We start from the raw sequence: 18,166 nt of genomic DNA, 5'->3' as shown, positions 1-18,166 counted from the left end.
ACCTCGCTATTCTCCTATTAATGTACCTGGATATTGACCTATCGGTCTGTAACTCGAAAATCTCATTTGCCGATAAACATCAACAATTTCGCTCCAGGTTTCTTCATCTATCATACCGGTGGGTTCGATACCACTTAATCTCTGAAATTCTGTTACCGCAGTTGTCATTTGCGCATCAAATAATCCGCTTGTATTTACAGGAGGAATACTTAGTATTATTGATGATATATATGACAGAAAAAGCTGCATTATAAATACATTTGCACCTTCAGAGCCCTCAGTCAATACTACACCGGGATATAACAATGCAGGAAGAGATATAGCAGAGGAGGGCAATGTTTCAAGTATCCCCAATATGTAACTGTACATAAGATTCCATGTTTCATCATCTAACAAGCCGGTAGCAGGCAAGCCCATTACTCTCTGAAATTGACGTATTGAATATTGAGTTTCATTCTCAAGTATACCGTTAATATCTACCGCTGGTATCGCATCATAATATACAGATAAAACATTGAGAAAATATTGTGCGAGCTGAATTGTCGGAAAAACTTCATTAGCTCCGGGCTCGGGTATATTTTCCTGATAAATTTCTATTGGAATAATTACTTCAGAAGAAGAAGAAGCCAACCTCCTTACTGCATCATAAATTCTTTTTATTTCAAACCATGTTGCTTTGCCTACAGTTCCTGTAACGGGCAATTGAAAAATACTCTGGAAGTTTCTTACTGCTGTTTCCGTAGATTCATCAAATACCTGATCTACCGGATACAACCTTGGAATATCCGGATAATTAACAGAAATTACATTTAATTCATTCTTTAAAGTAAGTACGTGTTCATTAATATCACCTAATTGAAGCTCTCCCGGAAATGGCGTATCAATTACAACAATTGGCGATACATTGGATATTCTTACACTCATATCATTCTCCTTTAATTTGTTATGTCAAGCGGTATAGGCGGAATTATGACGGTCTGACCGTTTTCATTGTCTGTCCCCCGTGCTGTAGGAATGAGATTTATTCTGTAGGTTGTGGTTACATCAGGAAAAACTCTTACATCAAGTACATTTGTGGTATAATAACCGATTGCCTGAACCCTTATATTATATGTTGTAAATTCATATTCTCTTTCTCCACGCATAACAGGCAGTGTAATTAAGGGAGAGCTTCCGCTTCTGTCCGTAACAAGATGAAATAAAACATTTTCTTCACCTGTTTCATTTATATTGTATACAGTAATTATCGCATCAGGTACAGGGAGCGCACCCGAGGCAGTATATACTACAGTTGAAATATATCCTACCGAATCTTCTTCAGGTTGAGTTGGTATTTCTAATTTTTTTGATATCATATTTTTAACTCTATACGATTTTGTATTTTTGACATTCATAGCAACACACCTCTCAAGTTATTTAACCTGTTTAATAATCAATATATGCATTAAAAAAAAATATGATTAAAATAAACTTATATAAATGTTGACTTTGTTCGCAAAATTTATTATTTTATATACATAGGTATGGTAAATCAACTTAGGAGGTTTAAAATTGCCAAACGAAAAATTAAATGAGCTTAGAGAAAAAATTGAGAATGTAAAATTAGGCGGAGGACAAAAGGCAATCGACAAACAGCATGGAAGCGGTAAGTTAACAGCAAGAGAAAGGATATTAAGCTTGCTTGACGAAAAAAGCTTCGTGGAAATAGACGCCTTTGTAGAACACAGATGTGTAAACTTTGGTATGGAAAAGAAGGTGGTTCCCGGTGAAGGTGTAGTTACCGGATACGGGACAATTAACGGAAGATTAGTTTACATATACGCACAGGATTTCACTGTGATTGGTGGGTCCTTAGGAGAAATGCACGCTGCAAAAATTGCTAAGACACAAGAGATGGCACTTAGAGTCGGAGCACCTATAATCGGAATAAACGATTCGGGTGGAGCAAGAATACAAGAAGGTGTAGATGCGCTGTCAGGATACGGAAAAATATTTTACAACAACACGATCAGCTCAGGAGTAATTCCCCAAATTTCAGTAATTTTAGGTCCTTGTGCAGGCGGAGCTGTTTATTCCCCGGCTATCACTGACTTTATATTTATGGTCCAAAATACAAGCAAAATGTTTATAACAGGTCCAAACGTAATTGAAACTGTTACAGGTGAAAAGGTTTCTCCCGAAAAGTTGGGTGGAGCTATGACACATAACAGCATAAGCGGAGTTGCGCATTTTGTTGATGATTCGGAAGAAGAATGCATGAATCACATAAAGAAGTTAATAAGCTTTTTACCTCAGAATAATTTAGAATTAACTCCTTCACAGACTGTCTCAGATGACTTGAACAGAATGGATGAAGCCTTAAACGAAATAGTGCCTGATAATCCGAACAGAGCATACGATATGAAGGAAATCATACAAAATTTATCAGATAACGGTGAATTTTTAGAATATCAGCCATACTATGCAATGAATATTATTACCGGCTTTATGAGATTAAACGGTTCAAGTATCGGTGTTGTGGCAAGTCAGCCTAAGGTGTTGGCCGGATGTCTGGATATCAATGCATCTGACAAAGCAGCAAGATTTATAAGAACTTGTGATGCTTTTAATATCCCATTGCTGTCATTAATGGACGTACCGGGATTTTTACCGGGAACAACTCAGGAGTTTGGTGGAATTATAAGACATGGTGCAAAAATGCTTTATGCATTTTCAGAAGCAACAGTACCAAAGGTAACTGTAATAACAAGAAAAGCATACGGCGGTTCATATATTGCAATGTGTAACAAAGAATTAGGAGCTGACATGGTATTGGCATGGCCTACGGCTGAAATAGCTGTTATGGGACCGGAAGGAGCCGCAAATATCATATTTAAGAAAGAAATAGAAGAAGCTGAAGATAAAAATGTAAAACGCAACGAAATGATTGCTGAATATAGAAATAAGGTAGCAAATCCATATACTGCCGCAGCAAGAGGCTATGTTGATGCAGTTATAGAGCCGGCTGAAACAAGAAAGAGAATAATAAGTGCCTTTGACATGTTAGCAGGAAAGAGAGTTTTGAGACCTGAAAAGAAACATGGCAACATACCTCTATAGGAGGAAATTAAGTGAGTTTTTTTAGTAATTTGTTCAGAAAAAATAAGGAAGAAGAGCTGAGTATAGTCAATACTGATTCTGAAATTACGAATGAAGATGAGATTACTGCTGTAATTGCGGCTGCAGTTGCTTCAATGGATGAGGAAGAAGAAACGGTTGCTGCAATAACAGCTGCAATATCATGCATTTTAGGGAAAAGTACGAGTGAATTTATAGTAAGAAACATAACCAGAACACATGGATTGGATTCAGTATGGGCATTAAAGGGCAGGATGAAATTGATGAGATAATTGCAACGGAGGAAAAATGAAGAAATTTAACATCACAGTAAATGGCAAATTGTATGCAGTAGAGGTAGAAGAAGTCGGAGCAGGACAGGGAGGTTTTACTTACCAACCGGTACAAAGTGTATCACAACCGGCAGTTCAACCACAACCGGCAACACAGCCGGCACCGGCAGCTCAGTCAGCTCCCAAAGCAGTAAAATCACCGGAAGGACCAGCAACAGGCGAATTAATAACATCGCCTATGCCGGGAACAATTTTAGATATTAAAGTAACGGAAGGTCAAGCTATAAATGCAGGGGATGTTGTTTTAATATTAGAAGCAATGAAAATGGAAAATGAAATTGTAGCACCAAATGATGGAGTTGTTAATAAAATTCACACAACTAAGTCATCTAATGTGAGCACGGGAGATGCACTTGTAACAATCGGCTAAATAATTAAATTTTCTTAACTCTTCTTTTCAAAAGAAGAGTTTTCTTTTGTCTAATTATGTGTTAAAATGTAAAACACTATCTTTAGCAAGTATAACAAGGGGAAAAAATGATTAGCAATGAGGATATTATCAAGCTGCAGTTGATTGACGGATTAGGGAGAAAATCAATCAGCAAAATTTTAAGTTACATATATTCCAAGAACTTAAAATTAAATAACTTTTCTGAAATTGTAAAATTGCTGAACAGTATTGGGATAAGAAAAGTACATATTGACATAAACAAAATTGAACAGGAAGCTTTAAGCGTAATTGAGTCCTGTAAGAAGGCTAAATTGAAGATAATAGGAATATATGACAAGGAATATCCTCGCAAATTAAGAATTATAGAAGATAAACCTTTGTTGTTGTATGTTGATGGTGATGAAAATCTGCTTAATCAGGATAATAATATTGCTATTGTCGGAACAAGAAATCCTTCTCAGCAAGGCTACGAAATAAGTTCTATTTTTGCAGAAAAGCTTACAGAAGAACAATGCTGTATCGTAAGCGGACTGGCATCCGGTTGTGACGAAGCCGCTCATTACGGCTGCCTGCAGGCAAACGGAAAGACAGTTGCGGTAATTCCTTCCGGTCATTTATATGCTCGAAAAGCAAACAAAGTATTGTATAACAGGATAATTTTAAGCGGAGGTGCAATAGTATCCGAACTGCCTCCTAACTTAAGGTCACAAAGCTATACATTTATAGACAGAAACAGAATAATAGCAGCCATATCGGATGGAGTTATAGTTATTGAGGGAGGACAAAAAGGCGGAACATCTCACACGGTCAGATTTGCCTCATCTTACAATAAACCTGTTGCTTATACGATAAGCAACCACTTAAATATTGTACAAACATCATTATCAAATAATAATATAGAAATTATAGACAGCTTTGAAAAGCTGGTGGAATTTAAAAATAAAATATGTGAAAAAGGTGCTTGACAAAGTATTTATGTATATAGTATAATCAATCTTGCTGTTGGCGAAGACGGCAAATTTCGCGGATGTGGCGGAATTGGCAGACGCACTAGACTTAGGATCTAGCGGGATACCGTGGGGGTTCGACTCCTCTCATCCGCACCAAGACAAGGCATCTATCGCTTTTAGGTAGGTGTCTATTTTATGCAAAAACCGCACAAAAAACGCACAAAATTTTTTACTTAAACATTTCAATAACTTTCTTGTCGTTTTCAATCTTTATAGACTTATCTAAGTGCTGGTATATTTTTTTCATTGTTATAATATCGTGCCCTAATCTTTCGGCTGAATACTGGTCAGGCATTCCGTTTTTATACAACCAACTTGCCTGATAATGTCTTAAATCTTGGAAAACCATATCTTCGCCTTTTAAAGATGTGCGGTCTTTGAGGGTAGCAAATCTATGAGTGTAGTGGTCTGGACGAACATCAAATAATCTATCAGGTATCTCACCTTTTTGTTTTATATATCGGCTCAATAAATCCGATAAGTATTTAGGGATAACAACATCTCTAAAACCGTTTTCAGATTTAGGGTCCTTATCAATATACCCATTTTCAGATATTGACCTAGCTTCATCAACTCTAATAAAGTTATCTTTCAAATATAAATCATTAGGTTTTAATGCAAATATTTCACCGCGTCTCAATCCACCCCATGCGGCTAAAAGTATTATACATTCATCAAATATATTCTTTTTAGCTTCTTTATGAATAATATTAAACTCATCATCGGTTAAAAGCCTAAAACGAGTTTTTTCTTTTTGCGGGACTTCTATGTCTCGAGCAGGATTTTTGTTCTTCATTCCGTCTTGCAAGGCTTTACGAAGAACAAATAAAAGCTTTCTAACTGTATTAACCGCTAACTCTTGTAATTTGTCATTTTTAAATTTCTGAATGTGTAGTTCATTTAATTTTGACATTTTTATATCACCAAAAGCCGGCTTGTAATGAGCTCTTATATACCCTTTATATAATAAGTAAGTAGAGGGAGCTATAGAGTTCTTTTGCAACTCCAACCATTCGTCAAGATACTTACCGACCTTTTTATTTTCTATATTTACAAATACACCCTCGTCTATCTCCGTCTCCAATTTCCTAGCTTTTGCCTTGCACTCTCTTTCTGTGTCAGCCGTTATATATTTGCGTAATTGCTTTCCGTCTGAATCCCTGCCTATATAAACGGTAGCTTGAAATTTACCATTTTTCATCTTTCGCACACTAGCCATAAAACCACCTCTAAATTAATCTGCTTTTAAAAGCAACTGCTTTTCCAAGAATTTTTACTTGCTTTCTATCCTTAGCTGTAATTCGCATATCTTCACGCATTGGGTTTTCTGCCTTCAACAACAGGTCGCCATTGAGCTTGTACACTCTTTTTAACGTAGCTTCATCATCAATTAGCACCGCTGCGATTTCACCGTCATTTACATCATCTTGGCGCCGGATAAATACTATATCGCCATCGTATATGCGAGCATTTATCATGCTATCTCCTCGTGCTATAAGCGCAAAATCTACATTGTCGCTATATTCAGCAAATTCATAGTCAATTATGTTTTCTTCAGCTAAAAGTGGTAGTCCGCAAGCGATTTTACCCAAGATAGGCACTTTTATAAAACTTGGTCTATTTAAATATTTTTCATTACTAATACCCATCAACCATACAGGATTAACATTATATTTCAAAGAAAGAGTTTCAATAACGGGTAATTTAGGAGATACTAAACCGTTCATATATCTAGATATGGTTGCTGCGCTTAAATTTAGCGCTTCTCCGACAGAATAAATAGTTAAATTATTATCTTCCATTACTTCTTTTAACCTCTCCGGAAATAAATTTTCATTAATTTTCATTTTCTCCTCCTAATGTATTTATTGGAATGACAACATCTTAACACATATTGTTGCTAAATGCAATAACAAAAATAAAATAATTTTAAAAATGTTACAAAAAGTATTGACATGCTTATTTTAATTTGGTATTATGTTGTTACAAAATGAAACAAAAGAAAAGAGGTGAATTTAATGCAAAAGTCCAACAAGAAAGAATTTTCAGCGCTTAAAGGTCGTCTTAGAGAGGAAAGTATATCCTATAGAGCGCTATCTAAAGACATTGAAATGAGTTTAAATGCTCTTAATTCAAAGTTAAATGGGTACACTCCTTTTACGGCTAACGAAATTTTAAGGATTGCAAATAGGTTAGATCTTTTGTCTGACGAAGTAGTAAAATATTTTTTTCCTTCAATGTTGCAAAATGCAACGAAAAACAATAATCCACACTATAAAAATTAAGGAGGTGAGGAAAAGATGTCAAGTATAGAAATTAGAATTAAGGCTAAGTTGTCTACAGCTGAAGAATTGAAAGATTTTGTTCGCACAATTCGAGACATAGAAAAAGAGCACAGCTGTAACTGCACTCTTTTAGAAATAGAATATCAATAACGCTAAGCTCTGCTGATTAAAACTATGTATTCTATTGTGTTCCCGGGCAGAGTAACCGTAATATCTTTGCCGGAGAACGATAAGAAATTTTGATTTAAAAAAATAAAATCTTTAAAATCTGTATATTTTCTGGGCATATGATTTATATCCGCATCATATTTCGTTTGTATGCATTCCAAATTTTCTACAACGACATTGCCCCCGGATTTTAAATGTATATCAGCTATCCATGTCATATAATCACCCCCTTTCAAGGAGATTATAACACAGAAGTCAAAATATGTAAAAAGAAAGGAGCACCAAAGATGAATGAAATACAAATCAATAATCAAGCAAAAACAATCGACAGCAGAGACATAGCGGAAATGGTAGAAATGGAACACAAGGAATTACTAAGAAAGATTTCAAGTTTCAACGAAATTTTAGAAAGCGCAAAATTACGCTCTCTTGATTACTTTGTGCCAGATACATATAGCGTAAAGAATAATAAAAGAAAATATCCTTGCTACCAATTTACTAAAATGGGGTGTGAGTTTATAGCAAATAAATTCACCGGAGAAAAAGGAGTTATCTTCACGGCAAAATATGTGAAGCGGTTCAATGAAATGGAACAAGCTATGATACCGTCAGAAATGAGCGGCTTAAGTCCGCAGCTACAATTACTAATTGGTATGGAGCTTAAGCAAAAACAACTTGAAACAGCTTTAACTGATACTAACGCTCGAATTGATAGTATTCAAGATGCGGTCGTTGTTGATACACAGAATTGGCGTAAATGGATAAATACCTCAATCAACAAATTAGCTGAATCAGAGTTAGTTATAGATGAATTCGGGGATTTAAGATATCAGAAAGTTAGAGCTAATACTTACAAGGAACTCGAAACACGCTCCGGTTGTAATCTGAAGCAGAGACTGAAAAACCTCAAAGAACGGCTTGAAAAAGCAGGACTTCCTAAAACTAAAATTTTAAGGACAAGTAATCTTGAAGTAATTGAGCAGGACAAAAAACTGAAAGAAATATATACAGCGATTATCAGAAATATGCTTATAAAATATCAAAGCGCTGTGTAGGAGGTCTTCGTATGGCACAACTATTAACCCGTAAAGACCTTGCTGAACGTTGGCAAGTGAATGAAGCAACAATAGACAATTGGAGAAAAGAAGGTATCTTAACACCTTGTAAAGGGATACCTGCGCCAAGATTTTCAGAACAGCATATCGCAGAACTCGAAGGAATTAAACTTGAAAGATTTTCACCTTTGGAGCGCAGGCGATTGGAAAGAGAACTCGAAGAACTTCAAGCAGAAAACACTAAACTAAAAGGGATAATTAGCCAGATATTAGCTGCATCTTCTCAAATAATCTCAGTGAAAGAAGGGGTGAAAAATTGATTAAAAAACTAAAACTCGAAAGAACAATATTCCTTATATGTCTTATCATCTGTCTTGTAGCTCTCGTAATAACCGGATTAGATGCAAAGGCAATGCAGACAGATATCGCAGAACTACAGTACCAAAACAGTAGACAAGCTGCACGATTAAAGGACAAGCAGGAGTACATAGAAATGTTAGAGATTGCGTTTTTACATATGGAAGTAGAGGAAGATCTGACACAAGAAGAATTGAAAATGAAGTATGTAGGCGAATTTGAAGTAACATATTACACCGCCGGACCCGAATCAACAGGCAAATATCCCGGAGATCCCTACTACGGTATAACGGCATCCGGTACACTTGCGACAGAGGGACAAACTATCGCTGCTGATTGGGATGTATTTAAGGTAGGCACGCAGATATACATAGATGGGATTGGTTACCGGGTCGTGGAAGACAAAGGCGGAGCTATAAAAGGAAATAGACTTGATGTGTATATGGATAGCCATGAGGCAGCATTAGAAGCAGGGCGGCATATGGCGGATGTTTGGATAGTAGAGGGGGAAAAATAAATGGGTCTATTTGCAGGAGAACCGAAAAAAAGAACAGTTAATGAGATAAAAATGGAAATTGGAGCTGTAGAGATAGCTGAATGGAGAGCAATCCAAAAGGCTAAGCAATACAAAGAGAAACTTAAAGAGCTCGAAAAGGAACTGGAGGCAACAAATGGCACGGATATTTGAACCGGCTCAAGATAGAGCAATTACAAGGAAATTCAGCAAGGAAAAATTTTTAAAGAATGCTCAAAGGGGCATTAAGCAAAACTTAGGCAACCACACTGACACACTCGACGGAATGCAAGTTAATTTTGCAGATGATTCATTTTATGGAATTGTAGAAAGTTACTAGGTCAATCGCTACACCTACAATGGGTTGTGAGTCGGTAAAAGATATTTTGGATAAACACTTCATGAATCTATATCTAAATAACTACAACGACATAGAGATATCAGATGTCTTGAAGGTATCGGCTTCATCTGTAGGAACGTACAGAAACAAATTAGGATTAAAGATACAGAATAAAAGAAAAAAGCCCACGGCAATGGGCAAATAAAAATAAAACATTTTCTTTATTATACAAAACACAGTAAGAAAAATCAAGGAGGAAATTTATATGAATATAGAAGAATTTACAAATATTGCATCTGAATTAAAAGTATCCGTGATGAAAGCAGATAAATTAGGAATATACAGTTACGGAGAATATAGCGGATTTCATGTTACAAGAGAAACATTTATAAATATTTTAGGGGATAGAAAATACACAATTAGTAAATCATCCGACGAAGAATATCCATACAAGTATAGCGTTGTAATAGCAGGAATGACATTTTACTGCATAGCACAAACACTTTTATTTGAAGGTGATGAAAATAAAATCGAGGAGGAAATATAGATGATAAAAGGATATAAGGGGTTCGATAAAGATTTAAAATGCAGAGGCTTTAAGTACGAAGTAGGCAAGGAATACGAACAAGAAGGAAATATAAAAGCTTGTAGCAAAGGATTCCACTTTTGCGAAGATCCTCTAAATGTGTTTGAATATTATCCTCCATCGGACAGTAGATATTGCGAAGTTGAAGGAGATGGAGATGTTGATAGGGATGGCAGAGATAGCAAGGTAGCGGTATCTAAAATTCGTGTAGGCGTAGAGATAGGCTTAAAAGGAATCATAGAAGCTGGCGTAAAGTTTATTTTAGATAGAGTGGATTGGAAAAAAGAAAATAGCACCACAGGAGACCGAGCAGGAGCACAAGCCACAGGATACCAAGCAGGAGCACAAGCCACAGGAGACCAAGCAGGAGCACAAGCCACAGGATACCAAGCAGGAGCACAAGCCACAGGATACCAAGCAGGAGCACAAGCCACAGGAGACCGAGCAGGAGCACAAGCCACAGGATACCAAGCAGGAGCACAAGCCACAGGATACCAAGCAGGAGCACAAGCCACAGGAGACCGAGCAGGAGCACAAGCCACAGGATACCGAGCAGGAGCACAAGCCGAGGGTGATTGGGCTGTAGCAACCGCCATCGGGGATTGTGGAAGTGCGGAAATCAAAGAAGGTAAGAAATTAGCTGAAGGTTGTGCTATTGCACTTGGAAGAAAGGGTAAGGCAAAGGGCGCAAAAGGTTGCTGGTTAACCTTAGCTGAGTGGGAACAGGACGAGCATGGAAAATGGCATCGTGTTAATGTTCAGACCAAAAGAATAGACGGCAAGAAGATAAAAGAAAACACATTCTACATGTTGAAAAATAATAAGTTTGTGGCGTGTGATGAACAATGACATACAACGAGTTTATATCAATAAACATTGATGATTTAGAAGAAGAAAGAGACCAACTAGAAGAGGATATTAATAATGTTCAGACAGCTATATTCAGACTACAAGACATTGTAAATGATAGCTTTGAAGAGATAATTAAATATTCCATCGAGGAATTAGAAATACACCAAAGGTATTTAGAACGTGAGAAAAGCGAAAAAGAAGAAAGGATAGGCAAATACTATGAGCATCTTCAATAAACTCTTAAATGTACAAGCCGAGTTAAAAGCCCCTAAAGGTCAATATAACACATTCGGCAAATATAAATATAGAAGTTGTGAAAATATACTTGAAGCCGTAAAACCTTTGTTGAAAAAAGAGGGGTTAGTACTCCAATTACACGACCAATTAATTAAAGAGGGCGAACGGTTTTATGTACAGGCTATTGCAACATTGGTTGACGTAGAAACAACAGAAAAAACAAGCGTATCAGCATTTGCAAGAGAAGAAGAAACCAAAAAAGGAATGGATGGCAGTCAAATAACCGGGGCAGCAAGCAGTTACGCAAGAAAGTATGCATTAAACGGATTGTTCTGCATTGATGATAATTCGGATAGCGATATAACTAATCAAACTGGCGATGTTTCAAATGAAGATATTCTAAAACTCTTTGAAACTGCAACGCAAGCAGGATACAGTAAAGCAACTATTTTCAAGCAGATAGAGAAAAATTATCACAAGGAAACTCCTGATTTGTTGACAAAAGCAGAATATGACCAACTCTTGACCGGATATAAAAAGCTATTAAAGCTCAAAGATGGTGAAATCAATGAAACGGAATAGTATAGTGACAACTGATTGGGAGCATTGCTTTATATGCGGTACTACTCAAAATCTACAAGAGCATCATGTATTCTTCGGGACTGCAAATAGAAAACAGTCAGAAAAGCATGGTATGAAAGTTCCTCTTTGTATGAATTGTCATACCGGACCTAATGGAGTGCATCATAACAAAGAGTTAGACATTCGGATCAAGCAACTTGCACAGATAGAATTTGAAAAGAACTTTTCCTTTGAAGAGTTTATGAAGCTGTTTGGAAAAAATTACAGGTGATGCTATGGAAGTAACAGTTAAGTCAGGAAGTATAACAAGAGATTTTACAGGGGATTATCATGTTACATTGATAGTCCCCAAGGAAGAACAAGGTAACATGGAGCCGTTAAATCAATTGCTGAGTGATGAAAAGTTAAAGGTGTGCAAGATAGACCATAAAAAGAAAAAGCGGTCGTTGGATGCTAATGCTTATTGTTTCGTACTTTGTCAGAAGATATCAGAGGTAATAGGGAATACAAAGGAATTTGTATACAAACAAGCTGTTAGACAGGTAGGTCCATTTGAGATAACACCTATACGAAACGACGCTGTAGAACGTTGGATTGAGGTATGGGAAAGTAAAGGTTTAGGTTGGCAATCCGAAATTATGCGAGACAGTAAATTAGAGGGTTACACAACCATAATAAATTATTACGGAAGTAGCACATACGATACAAAAGAAATGAGTTTGCTTTTAGATGAAATAATAACACAAGCTAAAGAATTAGGAATAAACACTATGACACCTAAAGAGATAGAGCAACTTAAAGAACGGTGGGGCAGGTGATAAATTGTCAGACAACAAAAAATACTATTGGCTGAAGCTTAAGGATGATTTTTTTAAACGAAAAGAGATTAAAAAACTCCGTAAGATAGCCGGTGGAGATACATACACAATAATATACCTAAAATTGCAACTTTTAAGCTTAAAAACAGATGGGGTTTTGATATTTGAGGGCATAGAAAACAACATTATTGAAGAATTAGCCTTAGAATTAGATGAAGACGTTGAAAATGTTAAGGTTACATGGCTTTATTTAGAAAAGCACGGAATAGTTGAACCTATAAATGATGAACAGTTTTTACTTCCAAATACAATTGAACTCATAGGAAGTGAAACATCCGTTGCTGCAAGGGTTAGAAAGTATAGAGAGCAACAAAAATTGTTACAATGTAACACTCATGTAACAAATGGTAACACAGAGATAGATATAGAGATAGATAAAGAGATAGATAGAGATATATATAATCGAGCAGGCTCGACCTCTGATGCCTGCAAAGAAATAATAAACTACCTAAATGAAAAAGCCAACAGGAACTATAAGCACAATACAAAGCCAACGACGGCTAAGATAAAAGCAAGATTAGAAGAGGGGTTCACCTTAGATGATTTTAAAAAAGTCATTGATATAAAAGTGTGTGAATGGCTCAACGACGCTAAGATGCAGAAATATCTAAGACCAGAGACTTTGTTCGGAAATAAATTTGAGGGTTACCTTAATCAAGGGGGCGAAAAAGTTGGAAAATACGGAAACAGAATTCAGTTTACACCTAAAAAGTGTAGTGAAAAGAATACAGGAGAATCGACAGACGACATCGGAGACGAGCCAATATGAATGTGATAAATGCAAAGATACGGGATGGCTGGTTGATGGAAATATTTTTAAACGATGTGAATGTTTTGCTGTGAAAGAAGCATTGATGATGTTTGAAAATAGCGGTATTAAGGATGAGAACTATACATTTTCAAACTTTCAGGAGTGGAACGAAACTTCAAAGAGTATGAAAATCACAGCAACACAATATTATCAGAACTTCACGAAGATAATGAATGACAGGCAAAATTCAATAGCTCTTCTTGGACAAGTAGGCTCAGGCAAGACGCATTTAACTTTGGCGTTGGGACTAAACATCATGAAAAGTAAAAAGCTTCCGGTAGTGTATTTCAGTTACAGGGATACAATTACATCCATAAAGCAAAACATGACCGATGAAGAATATTACCGCAGGCAACTTGATAGATTTCAAAATGCAAAAGTACTGCTGATTGATGATATGCTAAAAGGTAAAACATCAGATTCGGATAAAAACATCATGTTTGAGATAATCAACTACAGATATATCAACCGCAAGCCTATCATCGTATCAAGCGAATACGGAATAGAAGACCTATTGAATTTCGATGAAGCCATCGGTAGCAGAATCTATGAAATGTGCAAGGATTACATGGTAGAGGTTCAAAACAATACAAGCAACAATTATAGGTTAAGGAGTTGAAAATGAAAGCATTATTTGATGGATCGACTATAAAAGTATGGTTCAACGCTATATCTACAAGCAGGAATTTTTACAACGTTGCCGAGATAACACAAGAGGGTAATGCAGTGCTTATAAAAACAGGAACCGGAGATCAGCATCTGTTGAACTTTAGTAACGTGAATATGATTGAAGAGATAGCTGATATGGATAAGAAATTACTCGAGCTACAGGAGAAGTTCAGAAAGGGGGATAAATGACATACGAGGAATTTTTAAAAAGTAAACAAATAACTATAAATCCTTCCGGATTTGATTGCGAGTCTAATAACAAATATTTGTTTGATTTTCAGAGAGACATTACAGGGTGGGCATTAAAAAAGGGTAAATCCGCAATGTTTTTAGATACAGGATTAGGCAAGACAATAACACAATTATCATGGGCCGATGAAATTTGTAAGTACACAGGCGGTAAAATATTAATCCTTGCCCCATTGGCAGTTAGCAAACAGACAGTAAGAGAAGGTCAAAAGTTCGGCATAAAAGTCAATGCTTGCAGAAGTCAGATAGATGCTAAAGATGGGATTAATATTACAAACTATGAAATGCTGCATCGCTTTGATATTAATGATTTTGTAGGTGTAGTTTTGGATGAAAGCTCTATTATAAAAAGTTTCTCAGGTAAAACAACACAGCAAATGCTTGACCTATTCATATATACACCCTACAAATTAGCATGTACAGCAACACCGGCTCCAAATGATTATGAAGAATTAGGCAATCATGCGGAATTCTTGGGGGTTATGTCAAGGTCAGAAATGCTTGCAACATTCTTTGTGCATGATAGTGGAGATACAGCAAAATGGAGACTGAAAGGACATGCAGAGACAGAATTTTGGAAGTGGATAGCATCTTGGGCTATGGTAGTTAAGAATCCTGAAGATTTAGGATATGACGGAAGTAAGTATAAGCTTCCTAAACTGAACATCCAGACTCACTTTGTAGAAAGTCCTGTCAATGAAAATATGTTTATAGTGCTGCCGGCTCAAACATTAGATGAAAGAAGACAAGCTAGAAAAGAAAGTTTAAAGGAGAGGGTTAATAAGACGGTTGAATTAGTTCAAGGAACGGATAACTGCTTGGTATGGTGCGATTACAATGATGAAAGCACAGCTTTAACTAAAGCAATTCCGGGAGCAGTAGAAGTAAAAGGATCTGACACACCGGAACATAAAGAAAATGCTTTGATAGGGTTTGCAACGAATGACGTTAAATATTTAGTAACAAAACCTAAGATAGCAGGATTCGGGATGAACTGGCAGAATTGTAACGACGTGATATTTTGCGGACTATCAGACAGCTACGAAAGATTCTATCAAGCAATCAGAAGATGCTATAGATTTGGACAAACTAAAGAAGTTAATGTACATGTTGTTATCTCGGAGAAAGAGGAAAGTGTACTTGAAAACATTAAGAGAAAAGAAGAACAGGCTCAAAAGATGTCAAGAAATATGGTAGATCTGACCTCTGAAATACTTAAGAATGAGATTAGAAACACAACGAGGAATGTCATAGATTACAACCCAAAACAGAAACTGGAAATACCTTCATGGTTAAAAGAGGTGATTTAATGAATGTAAATAATCAATATATTACAGATAGAATGAGTTTATACAACGGCGATAGCTGTGAAATATTGAAAGATATACCGGATAATAGTATACATTTTGAAATTTACAGCCCACCATTTGTAAGTTTATACACATACTCAAATAGCGATAGAGATTTAGGAAACTGTAGGACATATGAAGAATTCTTTCAACAATTTAAATTTATTGTAGTCGAACTCTATCGTATATTAAAAACGGGTAGGCTCATGAGTGTACATTGCATGGATATTCCAGCGATGAAAGAAAGAGACGGATACATAGGACTTAAAGACTTCCCGGGAGATTTAATTAAATTATTTCAAGATTGCGGATTTATATATCATTCGAGGACAATAATCTGGAAAGATCCTTTAGTTGAAGCAACAAGGACTAAAGCACTTGGATTAATGCACAAGCAGCTATGTAAAGATTCTGCAATGTGCAGGAATGGGCTTCCTGATTACTTAATCACTATGAGAAAACCGGGAGATAATGAGGAGCCTATAAAACATCCTGACGGGCTTACGAGGTTTATCGGCGAAGATGAACCGGATGCACCTAAAAAAGAACCAACTCTCAAAGATAGCAAGAAGCACAGAAACATATCAATGGCAAAAGAAGACCCGGTTTATTCTCATCAAGTATGGCGAAGATATGCAAGCCCGGTATGGATGGACATAGACCAAGGATATACTTTAAATCGGACTGACGCAAGGGAAGAAAAAGACGAAAGGCATATATGTCCCCTGCAACTCCAAGTAATAGAGAGAGCCGTAGAATTGTGGACGAATCCGGGAGATATAGTTTTAACTCCATTCCTTGGCATCGGCAGTGAAGCCTACATAGCATTAAAAATGAAACGCAGAGCCGTAGGAATTGAATTAAAAGAAAGTTACTACAATCAAGCAGTTAAGAATTGTCATAGTGTAATAGACGAAGAAAATCAACTAAGTTTATTTTAGGAGGATGACAATGGAACTATGTAGAGAATGCAAATATTTTATACCAAAAGTTGAATTTTGGGGAAATTGCACAAAGCACGATGAAGAAACCGGAGTATGTGAATATTGCGATGATTGGGAGGAAAAGGAATGAATTCAGTAGTTTTAATAGGGCGTCTTACTCGTGATCCTGAGCTTGCATTTGTACCTGCTACAGGATTAGCAGTAGTAAAAATGACATTAGCGGTAGATAAAGAGTTATTTGGCGAAAAGAAGCAACAAGCAATAAACCAAGGTAAACCTACAGCAGATTTTATTAACATAACTGTATTTGGAAAACAAGCTGAGAACTGTGCTAATTATCTAAGCAAAGGCAATAAATGTGCTGTACTTGGCAGAATTTCGACCGGTAGTTATACCGACAAGAATGGGGAAAAGAGATTTACAACAGAGGTTGTAGCAGATAGGGTAGAGTTTTTAGAAAGCAAAGCAGATAGACAAGCTAAACCTCAGGACCAAGATTTATATGCACATGAAGTATTTGAGGCGACAGATTATAACCCGTTTGAGGATGAAGATATACCATTTTAGGAGGGAACTATGAAATATTATAACTTAGTATTTATAAACCATGGGAATAGCGGTAAGAATTATCTTTTTAAATTACATTTGAAAGTATCACTTGAAAAAGGTGAAAAAGTGTTCGTTGAAACTTCCAGAGGTGAATGTATAGCAACTACTGCATCAGATAGCTTTATTGTAGACAATTACACAGCAGAGCAGATTATTGCGGGAACAGGAGCTTATAAACCATTAAAAGATGTAATTGGTTGGGCAGAGAAACAGGAAGGTTATAGGTGCATGTATTTTGATGTGATAGATATTCCGTTTTAAAGGGGTGAGAATTTGACCTTAGAAGAAGAATTAAAAGAAAGATACGAACACTGGAATCACTTAAAACAGTATGGCTGTCAAGATCCTTTCTGGGAAGATGGATGTAACATGAACCTTGTAAGAAACCACATAATCTATATAAAACGTCAAATGGAGGAGCAGGGCATACAATCGGAACTACTTGACAAAGAAATTCCTCCAGAGGTTGATAGGACGTACATTGCAAGAGCGGATGAGATAAGGAAGAATGCAAATAAATCACTATCAATATATAAAAAAGATAAAGATTATCAGTACCTCATATCAGTAGTTGACAGATTGAATAAAAGGCAGATAGAGGATACTTGTATAAAAAACGTAATTGGATATTGTAGAGGGTTAGAAGAGTTTATAAAGCGTGATGCTTTGGTTGATATGAGAAGACATGAAAGGTATGAACGTTATTTACAGAGCTTCAGGGAATGCAGAAAGAGAGTTGAAGAAATACTCAAAGAACCTGAAGTATTTGTAAAAACACAATTATCAATCATGGATTTTATAGGAGTTTGATTAAGGGAGCTTCGGCTCCCA

Annotated in this window: 32 protein-coding genes and 1 tRNA gene; 28 read left to right on the top strand and 5 right to left on the bottom strand. The window is 36.3% G+C overall.

All coding sequences use genetic code 11. The features are described 5' to 3' along the window. Positions 1-6: 6 nt before the first annotated feature. Complete coding sequence (locus tag HZF24_RS07080) at positions 7-924, bottom strand: peptidoglycan-binding domain-containing protein (RefSeq protein WP_179237596.1); 918 nt, start codon at positions 922-924, stop codon at positions 7-9. Positions 925-935: 11 nt separating this feature from the next. Further along, the gene (locus HZF24_RS07075) at positions 936-1,394 is read right to left on the bottom strand and encodes a carboxypeptidase-like regulatory domain-containing protein (protein ID WP_179237595.1); all 459 of its coding nucleotides are present in this window, start codon (positions 1,392-1,394) and stop codon (positions 936-938) included. 157 nt (positions 1,395-1,551) lie between these two features. Between HZF24_RS07075 and HZF24_RS07070 the strand changes: the two genes are divergently transcribed. The 5 genes from HZF24_RS07070 to HZF24_RS07050 all read left to right on the top strand — a co-directional run bounded on the left by HZF24_RS07070 (position 1,552) and on the right by HZF24_RS07050 (position 4,946). Further along, positions 1,552-3,099, top strand: a complete 1,548-nt coding sequence (locus HZF24_RS07070; protein WP_179237594.1) for an acyl-CoA carboxylase subunit beta — start codon at positions 1,552-1,554, stop codon at positions 3,097-3,099. Between the two features lie 11 nt (positions 3,100-3,110). After that, a complete protein-coding gene (locus HZF24_RS07065) occupies positions 3,111-3,389 on the top strand; it encodes a hypothetical protein (RefSeq protein ID WP_179237593.1) in 279 nt (92 codons plus the stop codon). 16 nt (positions 3,390-3,405) lie between these two features. Continuing rightward, complete coding sequence (locus HZF24_RS07060; protein ID WP_179237592.1) at positions 3,406-3,819, top strand: biotin/lipoyl-containing protein; 414 nt, start codon at positions 3,406-3,408, stop codon at positions 3,817-3,819. 107 nt (positions 3,820-3,926) lie between these two features. After that, positions 3,927-4,805, top strand: a complete 879-nt coding sequence (locus tag HZF24_RS07055; RefSeq protein WP_179237591.1) for a DNA-processing protein DprA — start codon at positions 3,927-3,929, stop codon at positions 4,803-4,805. Positions 4,806-4,863: 58 nt separating this feature from the next. Continuing rightward, positions 4,864-4,946: transfer RNA gene (locus HZF24_RS07050), tRNA-Leu, on the top strand. 73 nt (positions 4,947-5,019) lie between these two features. On the opposite strand, the gene HZF24_RS07045 is transcribed toward HZF24_RS07050, so the two are convergent. Both HZF24_RS07045 and HZF24_RS07040 read right to left on the bottom strand, forming a co-directional pair. Beyond that, the gene (locus tag HZF24_RS07045; protein ID WP_179237590.1) at positions 5,020-6,051 is read right to left on the bottom strand and encodes a tyrosine-type recombinase/integrase; all 1,032 of its coding nucleotides are present in this window, start codon (positions 6,049-6,051) and stop codon (positions 5,020-5,022) included. 28 nt (positions 6,052-6,079) lie between these two features. Further along, entirely contained in the window at positions 6,080-6,697 is a 618-nt protein-coding gene (locus tag HZF24_RS07040; protein ID WP_179237589.1) for a LexA family protein, read from the bottom strand. Positions 6,698-6,868: 171 nt separating this feature from the next. On the opposite strand from HZF24_RS07040, the gene HZF24_RS07035 reads away from it, so the two are divergent. Together HZF24_RS07035 and HZF24_RS19230 are read left to right on the top strand one after the other, a co-directional pair. Further along, a complete protein-coding gene (locus tag HZF24_RS07035) occupies positions 6,869-7,135 on the top strand; it encodes a DUF739 family protein (protein ID WP_179237588.1) in 267 nt (88 codons plus the stop codon). 15 nt (positions 7,136-7,150) lie between these two features. Beyond that, complete coding sequence (locus HZF24_RS19230; RefSeq protein ID WP_281372263.1) at positions 7,151-7,285, top strand: hypothetical protein; 135 nt, start codon at positions 7,151-7,153, stop codon at positions 7,283-7,285. A 2-nt stretch (positions 7,286-7,287) separates the two neighbouring features. Here HZF24_RS19230 and HZF24_RS07030 read toward each other — a convergent pair whose 3' ends face one another. After that, positions 7,288-7,521 carry a hypothetical protein gene (locus HZF24_RS07030; RefSeq protein ID WP_179237587.1) on the bottom strand — a complete coding sequence of 78 codons (234 nt, stop codon included), beginning with the start codon at positions 7,519-7,521 and terminating at the stop codon, positions 7,288-7,290. Positions 7,522-7,590: 69 nt separating this feature from the next. On the opposite strand from HZF24_RS07030, the gene HZF24_RS07025 reads away from it, so the two are divergent. The 21 genes from HZF24_RS07025 to HZF24_RS06930 all read left to right on the top strand — a co-directional run bounded on the left by HZF24_RS07025 (position 7,591) and on the right by HZF24_RS06930 (position 18,145). Beyond that, positions 7,591-8,358 carry a Rha family transcriptional regulator gene (locus HZF24_RS07025; protein ID WP_179237586.1) on the top strand — a complete coding sequence of 256 codons (768 nt, stop codon included), beginning with the start codon at positions 7,591-7,593 and terminating at the stop codon, positions 8,356-8,358. Between the two features lie 11 nt (positions 8,359-8,369). After that, complete coding sequence (locus HZF24_RS07020) at positions 8,370-8,678, top strand: MerR family transcriptional regulator (protein WP_179237585.1); 309 nt, start codon at positions 8,370-8,372, stop codon at positions 8,676-8,678. Positions 8,679-8,770: 92 nt separating this feature from the next. Continuing rightward, complete coding sequence (locus HZF24_RS07015; protein WP_179237584.1) at positions 8,771-9,232, top strand: 3D domain-containing protein; 462 nt, start codon at positions 8,771-8,773, stop codon at positions 9,230-9,232. Beyond that, a complete protein-coding gene (locus tag HZF24_RS07010) occupies positions 9,233-9,403 on the top strand; it encodes a hypothetical protein (RefSeq protein WP_179237583.1) in 171 nt (56 codons plus the stop codon). It begins immediately after the preceding gene. Next, positions 9,387-9,569: a hypothetical protein gene (locus tag HZF24_RS07005; protein ID WP_179237582.1), complete on the top strand. Its 183-nt coding sequence runs from the start codon at positions 9,387-9,389 to the stop codon at positions 9,567-9,569. Before HZF24_RS07010 ends, HZF24_RS07005 begins: the two co-directional genes overlap by 17 nt. Positions 9,570-9,630: 61 nt before the next feature. Next, positions 9,631-9,774 (top strand): hypothetical protein, encoded by a 144-nt coding sequence (locus tag HZF24_RS07000; RefSeq protein WP_179237581.1) that lies wholly within the window; start codon positions 9,631-9,633, stop codon positions 9,772-9,774. 60 nt (positions 9,775-9,834) lie between these two features. Next, the gene (locus tag HZF24_RS06995) at positions 9,835-10,116 is read left to right on the top strand and encodes a hypothetical protein (RefSeq protein WP_179237580.1); all 282 of its coding nucleotides are present in this window, start codon (positions 9,835-9,837) and stop codon (positions 10,114-10,116) included. Then, positions 10,117-11,004: a DUF1720 domain-containing protein gene (locus HZF24_RS06990; RefSeq protein WP_179237579.1), complete on the top strand. Its 888-nt coding sequence runs from the start codon at positions 10,117-10,119 to the stop codon at positions 11,002-11,004. Continuing rightward, positions 11,001-11,243 (top strand): hypothetical protein, encoded by a 243-nt coding sequence (locus HZF24_RS06985; protein ID WP_179237578.1) that lies wholly within the window; start codon positions 11,001-11,003, stop codon positions 11,241-11,243. Before HZF24_RS06990 ends, HZF24_RS06985 begins: the two co-directional genes overlap by 4 nt. Continuing rightward, on the top strand, positions 11,227-11,826 hold the full coding sequence (locus HZF24_RS06980) for an ERF family protein (protein WP_179237577.1): 600 nt from the start codon (positions 11,227-11,229) through the stop codon (positions 11,824-11,826). The genes HZF24_RS06985 and HZF24_RS06980 overlap by 17 nt, the downstream gene beginning before the upstream one ends. Further along, entirely contained in the window at positions 11,813-12,097 is a 285-nt protein-coding gene (locus HZF24_RS06975) for a hypothetical protein (RefSeq protein ID WP_179237576.1), read from the top strand. The genes HZF24_RS06980 and HZF24_RS06975 overlap by 14 nt, the downstream gene beginning before the upstream one ends. Beyond that, a complete protein-coding gene (locus HZF24_RS06970; protein ID WP_179237575.1) occupies positions 12,078-12,644 on the top strand; it encodes a hypothetical protein in 567 nt (188 codons plus the stop codon). Before HZF24_RS06975 ends, HZF24_RS06970 begins: the two co-directional genes overlap by 20 nt. Positions 12,645-12,648: 4 nt before the next feature. Beyond that, entirely contained in the window at positions 12,649-13,473 is an 825-nt protein-coding gene (locus HZF24_RS06965) for a conserved phage C-terminal domain-containing protein (protein WP_179237574.1), read from the top strand. Next, positions 13,421-14,134, top strand: coding sequence for an ATP-binding protein (locus tag HZF24_RS06960; protein ID WP_179237573.1), 714 nt, complete (start codon positions 13,421-13,423; stop codon positions 14,132-14,134). Before HZF24_RS06965 ends, HZF24_RS06960 begins: the two co-directional genes overlap by 53 nt. Before the next feature lie 2 nt (positions 14,135-14,136). Then, positions 14,137-14,373: a hypothetical protein gene (locus HZF24_RS06955; RefSeq protein ID WP_179237572.1), complete on the top strand. Its 237-nt coding sequence runs from the start codon at positions 14,137-14,139 to the stop codon at positions 14,371-14,373. Beyond that, positions 14,370-15,743, top strand: coding sequence for a helicase-related protein (locus tag HZF24_RS06950; RefSeq protein ID WP_179237571.1), 1,374 nt, complete (start codon positions 14,370-14,372; stop codon positions 15,741-15,743). The genes HZF24_RS06955 and HZF24_RS06950 overlap by 4 nt, the downstream gene beginning before the upstream one ends. Beyond that, the gene (locus HZF24_RS06945; protein ID WP_179237570.1) at positions 15,743-16,723 is read left to right on the top strand and encodes a DNA-methyltransferase; all 981 of its coding nucleotides are present in this window, start codon (positions 15,743-15,745) and stop codon (positions 16,721-16,723) included. The genes HZF24_RS06950 and HZF24_RS06945 overlap by 1 nt, the downstream gene beginning before the upstream one ends. A gap of 10 nt (positions 16,724-16,733) precedes the next feature. Beyond that, positions 16,734-16,856, top strand: coding sequence for a hypothetical protein (locus HZF24_RS19225; protein ID WP_281372262.1), 123 nt, complete (start codon positions 16,734-16,736; stop codon positions 16,854-16,856). After that, entirely contained in the window at positions 16,853-17,293 is a 441-nt protein-coding gene (locus HZF24_RS06940) for a single-stranded DNA-binding protein (RefSeq protein ID WP_179237569.1), read from the top strand. The genes HZF24_RS19225 and HZF24_RS06940 overlap by 4 nt, the downstream gene beginning before the upstream one ends. A gap of 9 nt (positions 17,294-17,302) precedes the next feature. After that, positions 17,303-17,596 carry a hypothetical protein gene (locus HZF24_RS06935; protein ID WP_179237568.1) on the top strand — a complete coding sequence of 98 codons (294 nt, stop codon included), beginning with the start codon at positions 17,303-17,305 and terminating at the stop codon, positions 17,594-17,596. Positions 17,597-17,608: 12 nt separating this feature from the next. Further along, a complete protein-coding gene (locus HZF24_RS06930) occupies positions 17,609-18,145 on the top strand; it encodes a hypothetical protein (RefSeq protein WP_179237567.1) in 537 nt (178 codons plus the stop codon). Positions 18,146-18,166 lie beyond the last annotated feature (21 nt).

The organism is Sedimentibacter hydroxybenzoicus DSM 7310, assembly GCF_013403245.1.
Taxonomy (GTDB): domain Bacteria; phylum Bacillota; class Clostridia; order Tissierellales; family Sedimentibacteraceae; genus Sedimentibacter; species Sedimentibacter hydroxybenzoicus.
Note: the sequence above shows the minus strand (reverse complement) of the source record. Positions and strands in the feature narration are given on the sequence as shown.

Excerpts from the sequence above, each read along its gene's own strand:
- HZF24_RS06950 (WP_179237571.1), top strand. The coding sequence starts at position 14,370 with ATGACATACGAGGAATTTTTAAAAAGTAAACAAATAACTATAAATCCT.
- HZF24_RS07020 (WP_179237585.1), top strand. The coding sequence starts at position 8,370 with ATGGCACAACTATTAACCCGTAAAGACCTTGCTGAACGTTGGCAAGTG.
- HZF24_RS06955 (WP_179237572.1), top strand. The coding sequence starts at position 14,137 with ATGAAAGCATTATTTGATGGATCGACTATAAAAGTATGGTTCAACGCT.
- HZF24_RS07075 (WP_179237595.1), bottom strand. The coding sequence starts at position 1,394 with ATGAATGTCAAAAATACAAAATCGTATAGAGTTAAAAATATGATATCA.
- HZF24_RS06980 (WP_179237577.1), top strand. The coding sequence starts at position 11,227 with ATGAGCATCTTCAATAAACTCTTAAATGTACAAGCCGAGTTAAAAGCC.
- HZF24_RS06985 (WP_179237578.1), top strand. The coding sequence starts at position 11,001 with ATGACATACAACGAGTTTATATCAATAAACATTGATGATTTAGAAGAA.
- HZF24_RS19225 (WP_281372262.1), top strand. The coding sequence starts at position 16,734 with ATGGAACTATGTAGAGAATGCAAATATTTTATACCAAAAGTTGAATTT.
- HZF24_RS07040 (WP_179237589.1), bottom strand. The coding sequence starts at position 6,697 with ATGAAAATTAATGAAAATTTATTTCCGGAGAGGTTAAAAGAAGTAATG.
- HZF24_RS07045 (WP_179237590.1), bottom strand. The coding sequence starts at position 6,051 with ATGAAAAATGGTAAATTTCAAGCTACCGTTTATATAGGCAGGGATTCA.
- HZF24_RS07025 (WP_179237586.1), top strand. The coding sequence starts at position 7,591 with ATGAATGAAATACAAATCAATAATCAAGCAAAAACAATCGACAGCAGA.
- HZF24_RS07080 (WP_179237596.1), bottom strand. The coding sequence starts at position 924 with ATGAGTGTAAGAATATCCAATGTATCGCCAATTGTTGTAATTGATACG.
- HZF24_RS06975 (WP_179237576.1), top strand. The coding sequence starts at position 11,813 with ATGAAACGGAATAGTATAGTGACAACTGATTGGGAGCATTGCTTTATA.
- HZF24_RS07005 (WP_179237582.1), top strand. The coding sequence starts at position 9,387 with ATGGCACGGATATTTGAACCGGCTCAAGATAGAGCAATTACAAGGAAA.
- HZF24_RS06940 (WP_179237569.1), top strand. The coding sequence starts at position 16,853 with ATGAATTCAGTAGTTTTAATAGGGCGTCTTACTCGTGATCCTGAGCTT.
- HZF24_RS06935 (WP_179237568.1), top strand. The coding sequence starts at position 17,303 with ATGAAATATTATAACTTAGTATTTATAAACCATGGGAATAGCGGTAAG.
- HZF24_RS06995 (WP_179237580.1), top strand. The coding sequence starts at position 9,835 with ATGAATATAGAAGAATTTACAAATATTGCATCTGAATTAAAAGTATCC.
- HZF24_RS06945 (WP_179237570.1), top strand. The coding sequence starts at position 15,743 with ATGAATGTAAATAATCAATATATTACAGATAGAATGAGTTTATACAAC.
- HZF24_RS19230 (WP_281372263.1), top strand. The coding sequence starts at position 7,151 with ATGTCAAGTATAGAAATTAGAATTAAGGCTAAGTTGTCTACAGCTGAA.
- HZF24_RS07015 (WP_179237584.1), top strand. The coding sequence starts at position 8,771 with ATGCAGACAGATATCGCAGAACTACAGTACCAAAACAGTAGACAAGCT.
- HZF24_RS06990 (WP_179237579.1), top strand. The coding sequence starts at position 10,117 with ATGATAAAAGGATATAAGGGGTTCGATAAAGATTTAAAATGCAGAGGC.
- HZF24_RS07010 (WP_179237583.1), top strand. The coding sequence starts at position 9,233 with ATGGGTCTATTTGCAGGAGAACCGAAAAAAAGAACAGTTAATGAGATA.
- HZF24_RS07035 (WP_179237588.1), top strand. The coding sequence starts at position 6,869 with ATGCAAAAGTCCAACAAGAAAGAATTTTCAGCGCTTAAAGGTCGTCTT.
- HZF24_RS07000 (WP_179237581.1), top strand. The coding sequence starts at position 9,631 with ATGAATCTATATCTAAATAACTACAACGACATAGAGATATCAGATGTC.
- HZF24_RS07030 (WP_179237587.1), bottom strand. The coding sequence starts at position 7,521 with ATGACATGGATAGCTGATATACATTTAAAATCCGGGGGCAATGTCGTT.
- HZF24_RS07055 (WP_179237591.1), top strand. The coding sequence starts at position 3,927 with ATGATTAGCAATGAGGATATTATCAAGCTGCAGTTGATTGACGGATTA.
- HZF24_RS07060 (WP_179237592.1), top strand. The coding sequence starts at position 3,406 with ATGAAGAAATTTAACATCACAGTAAATGGCAAATTGTATGCAGTAGAG.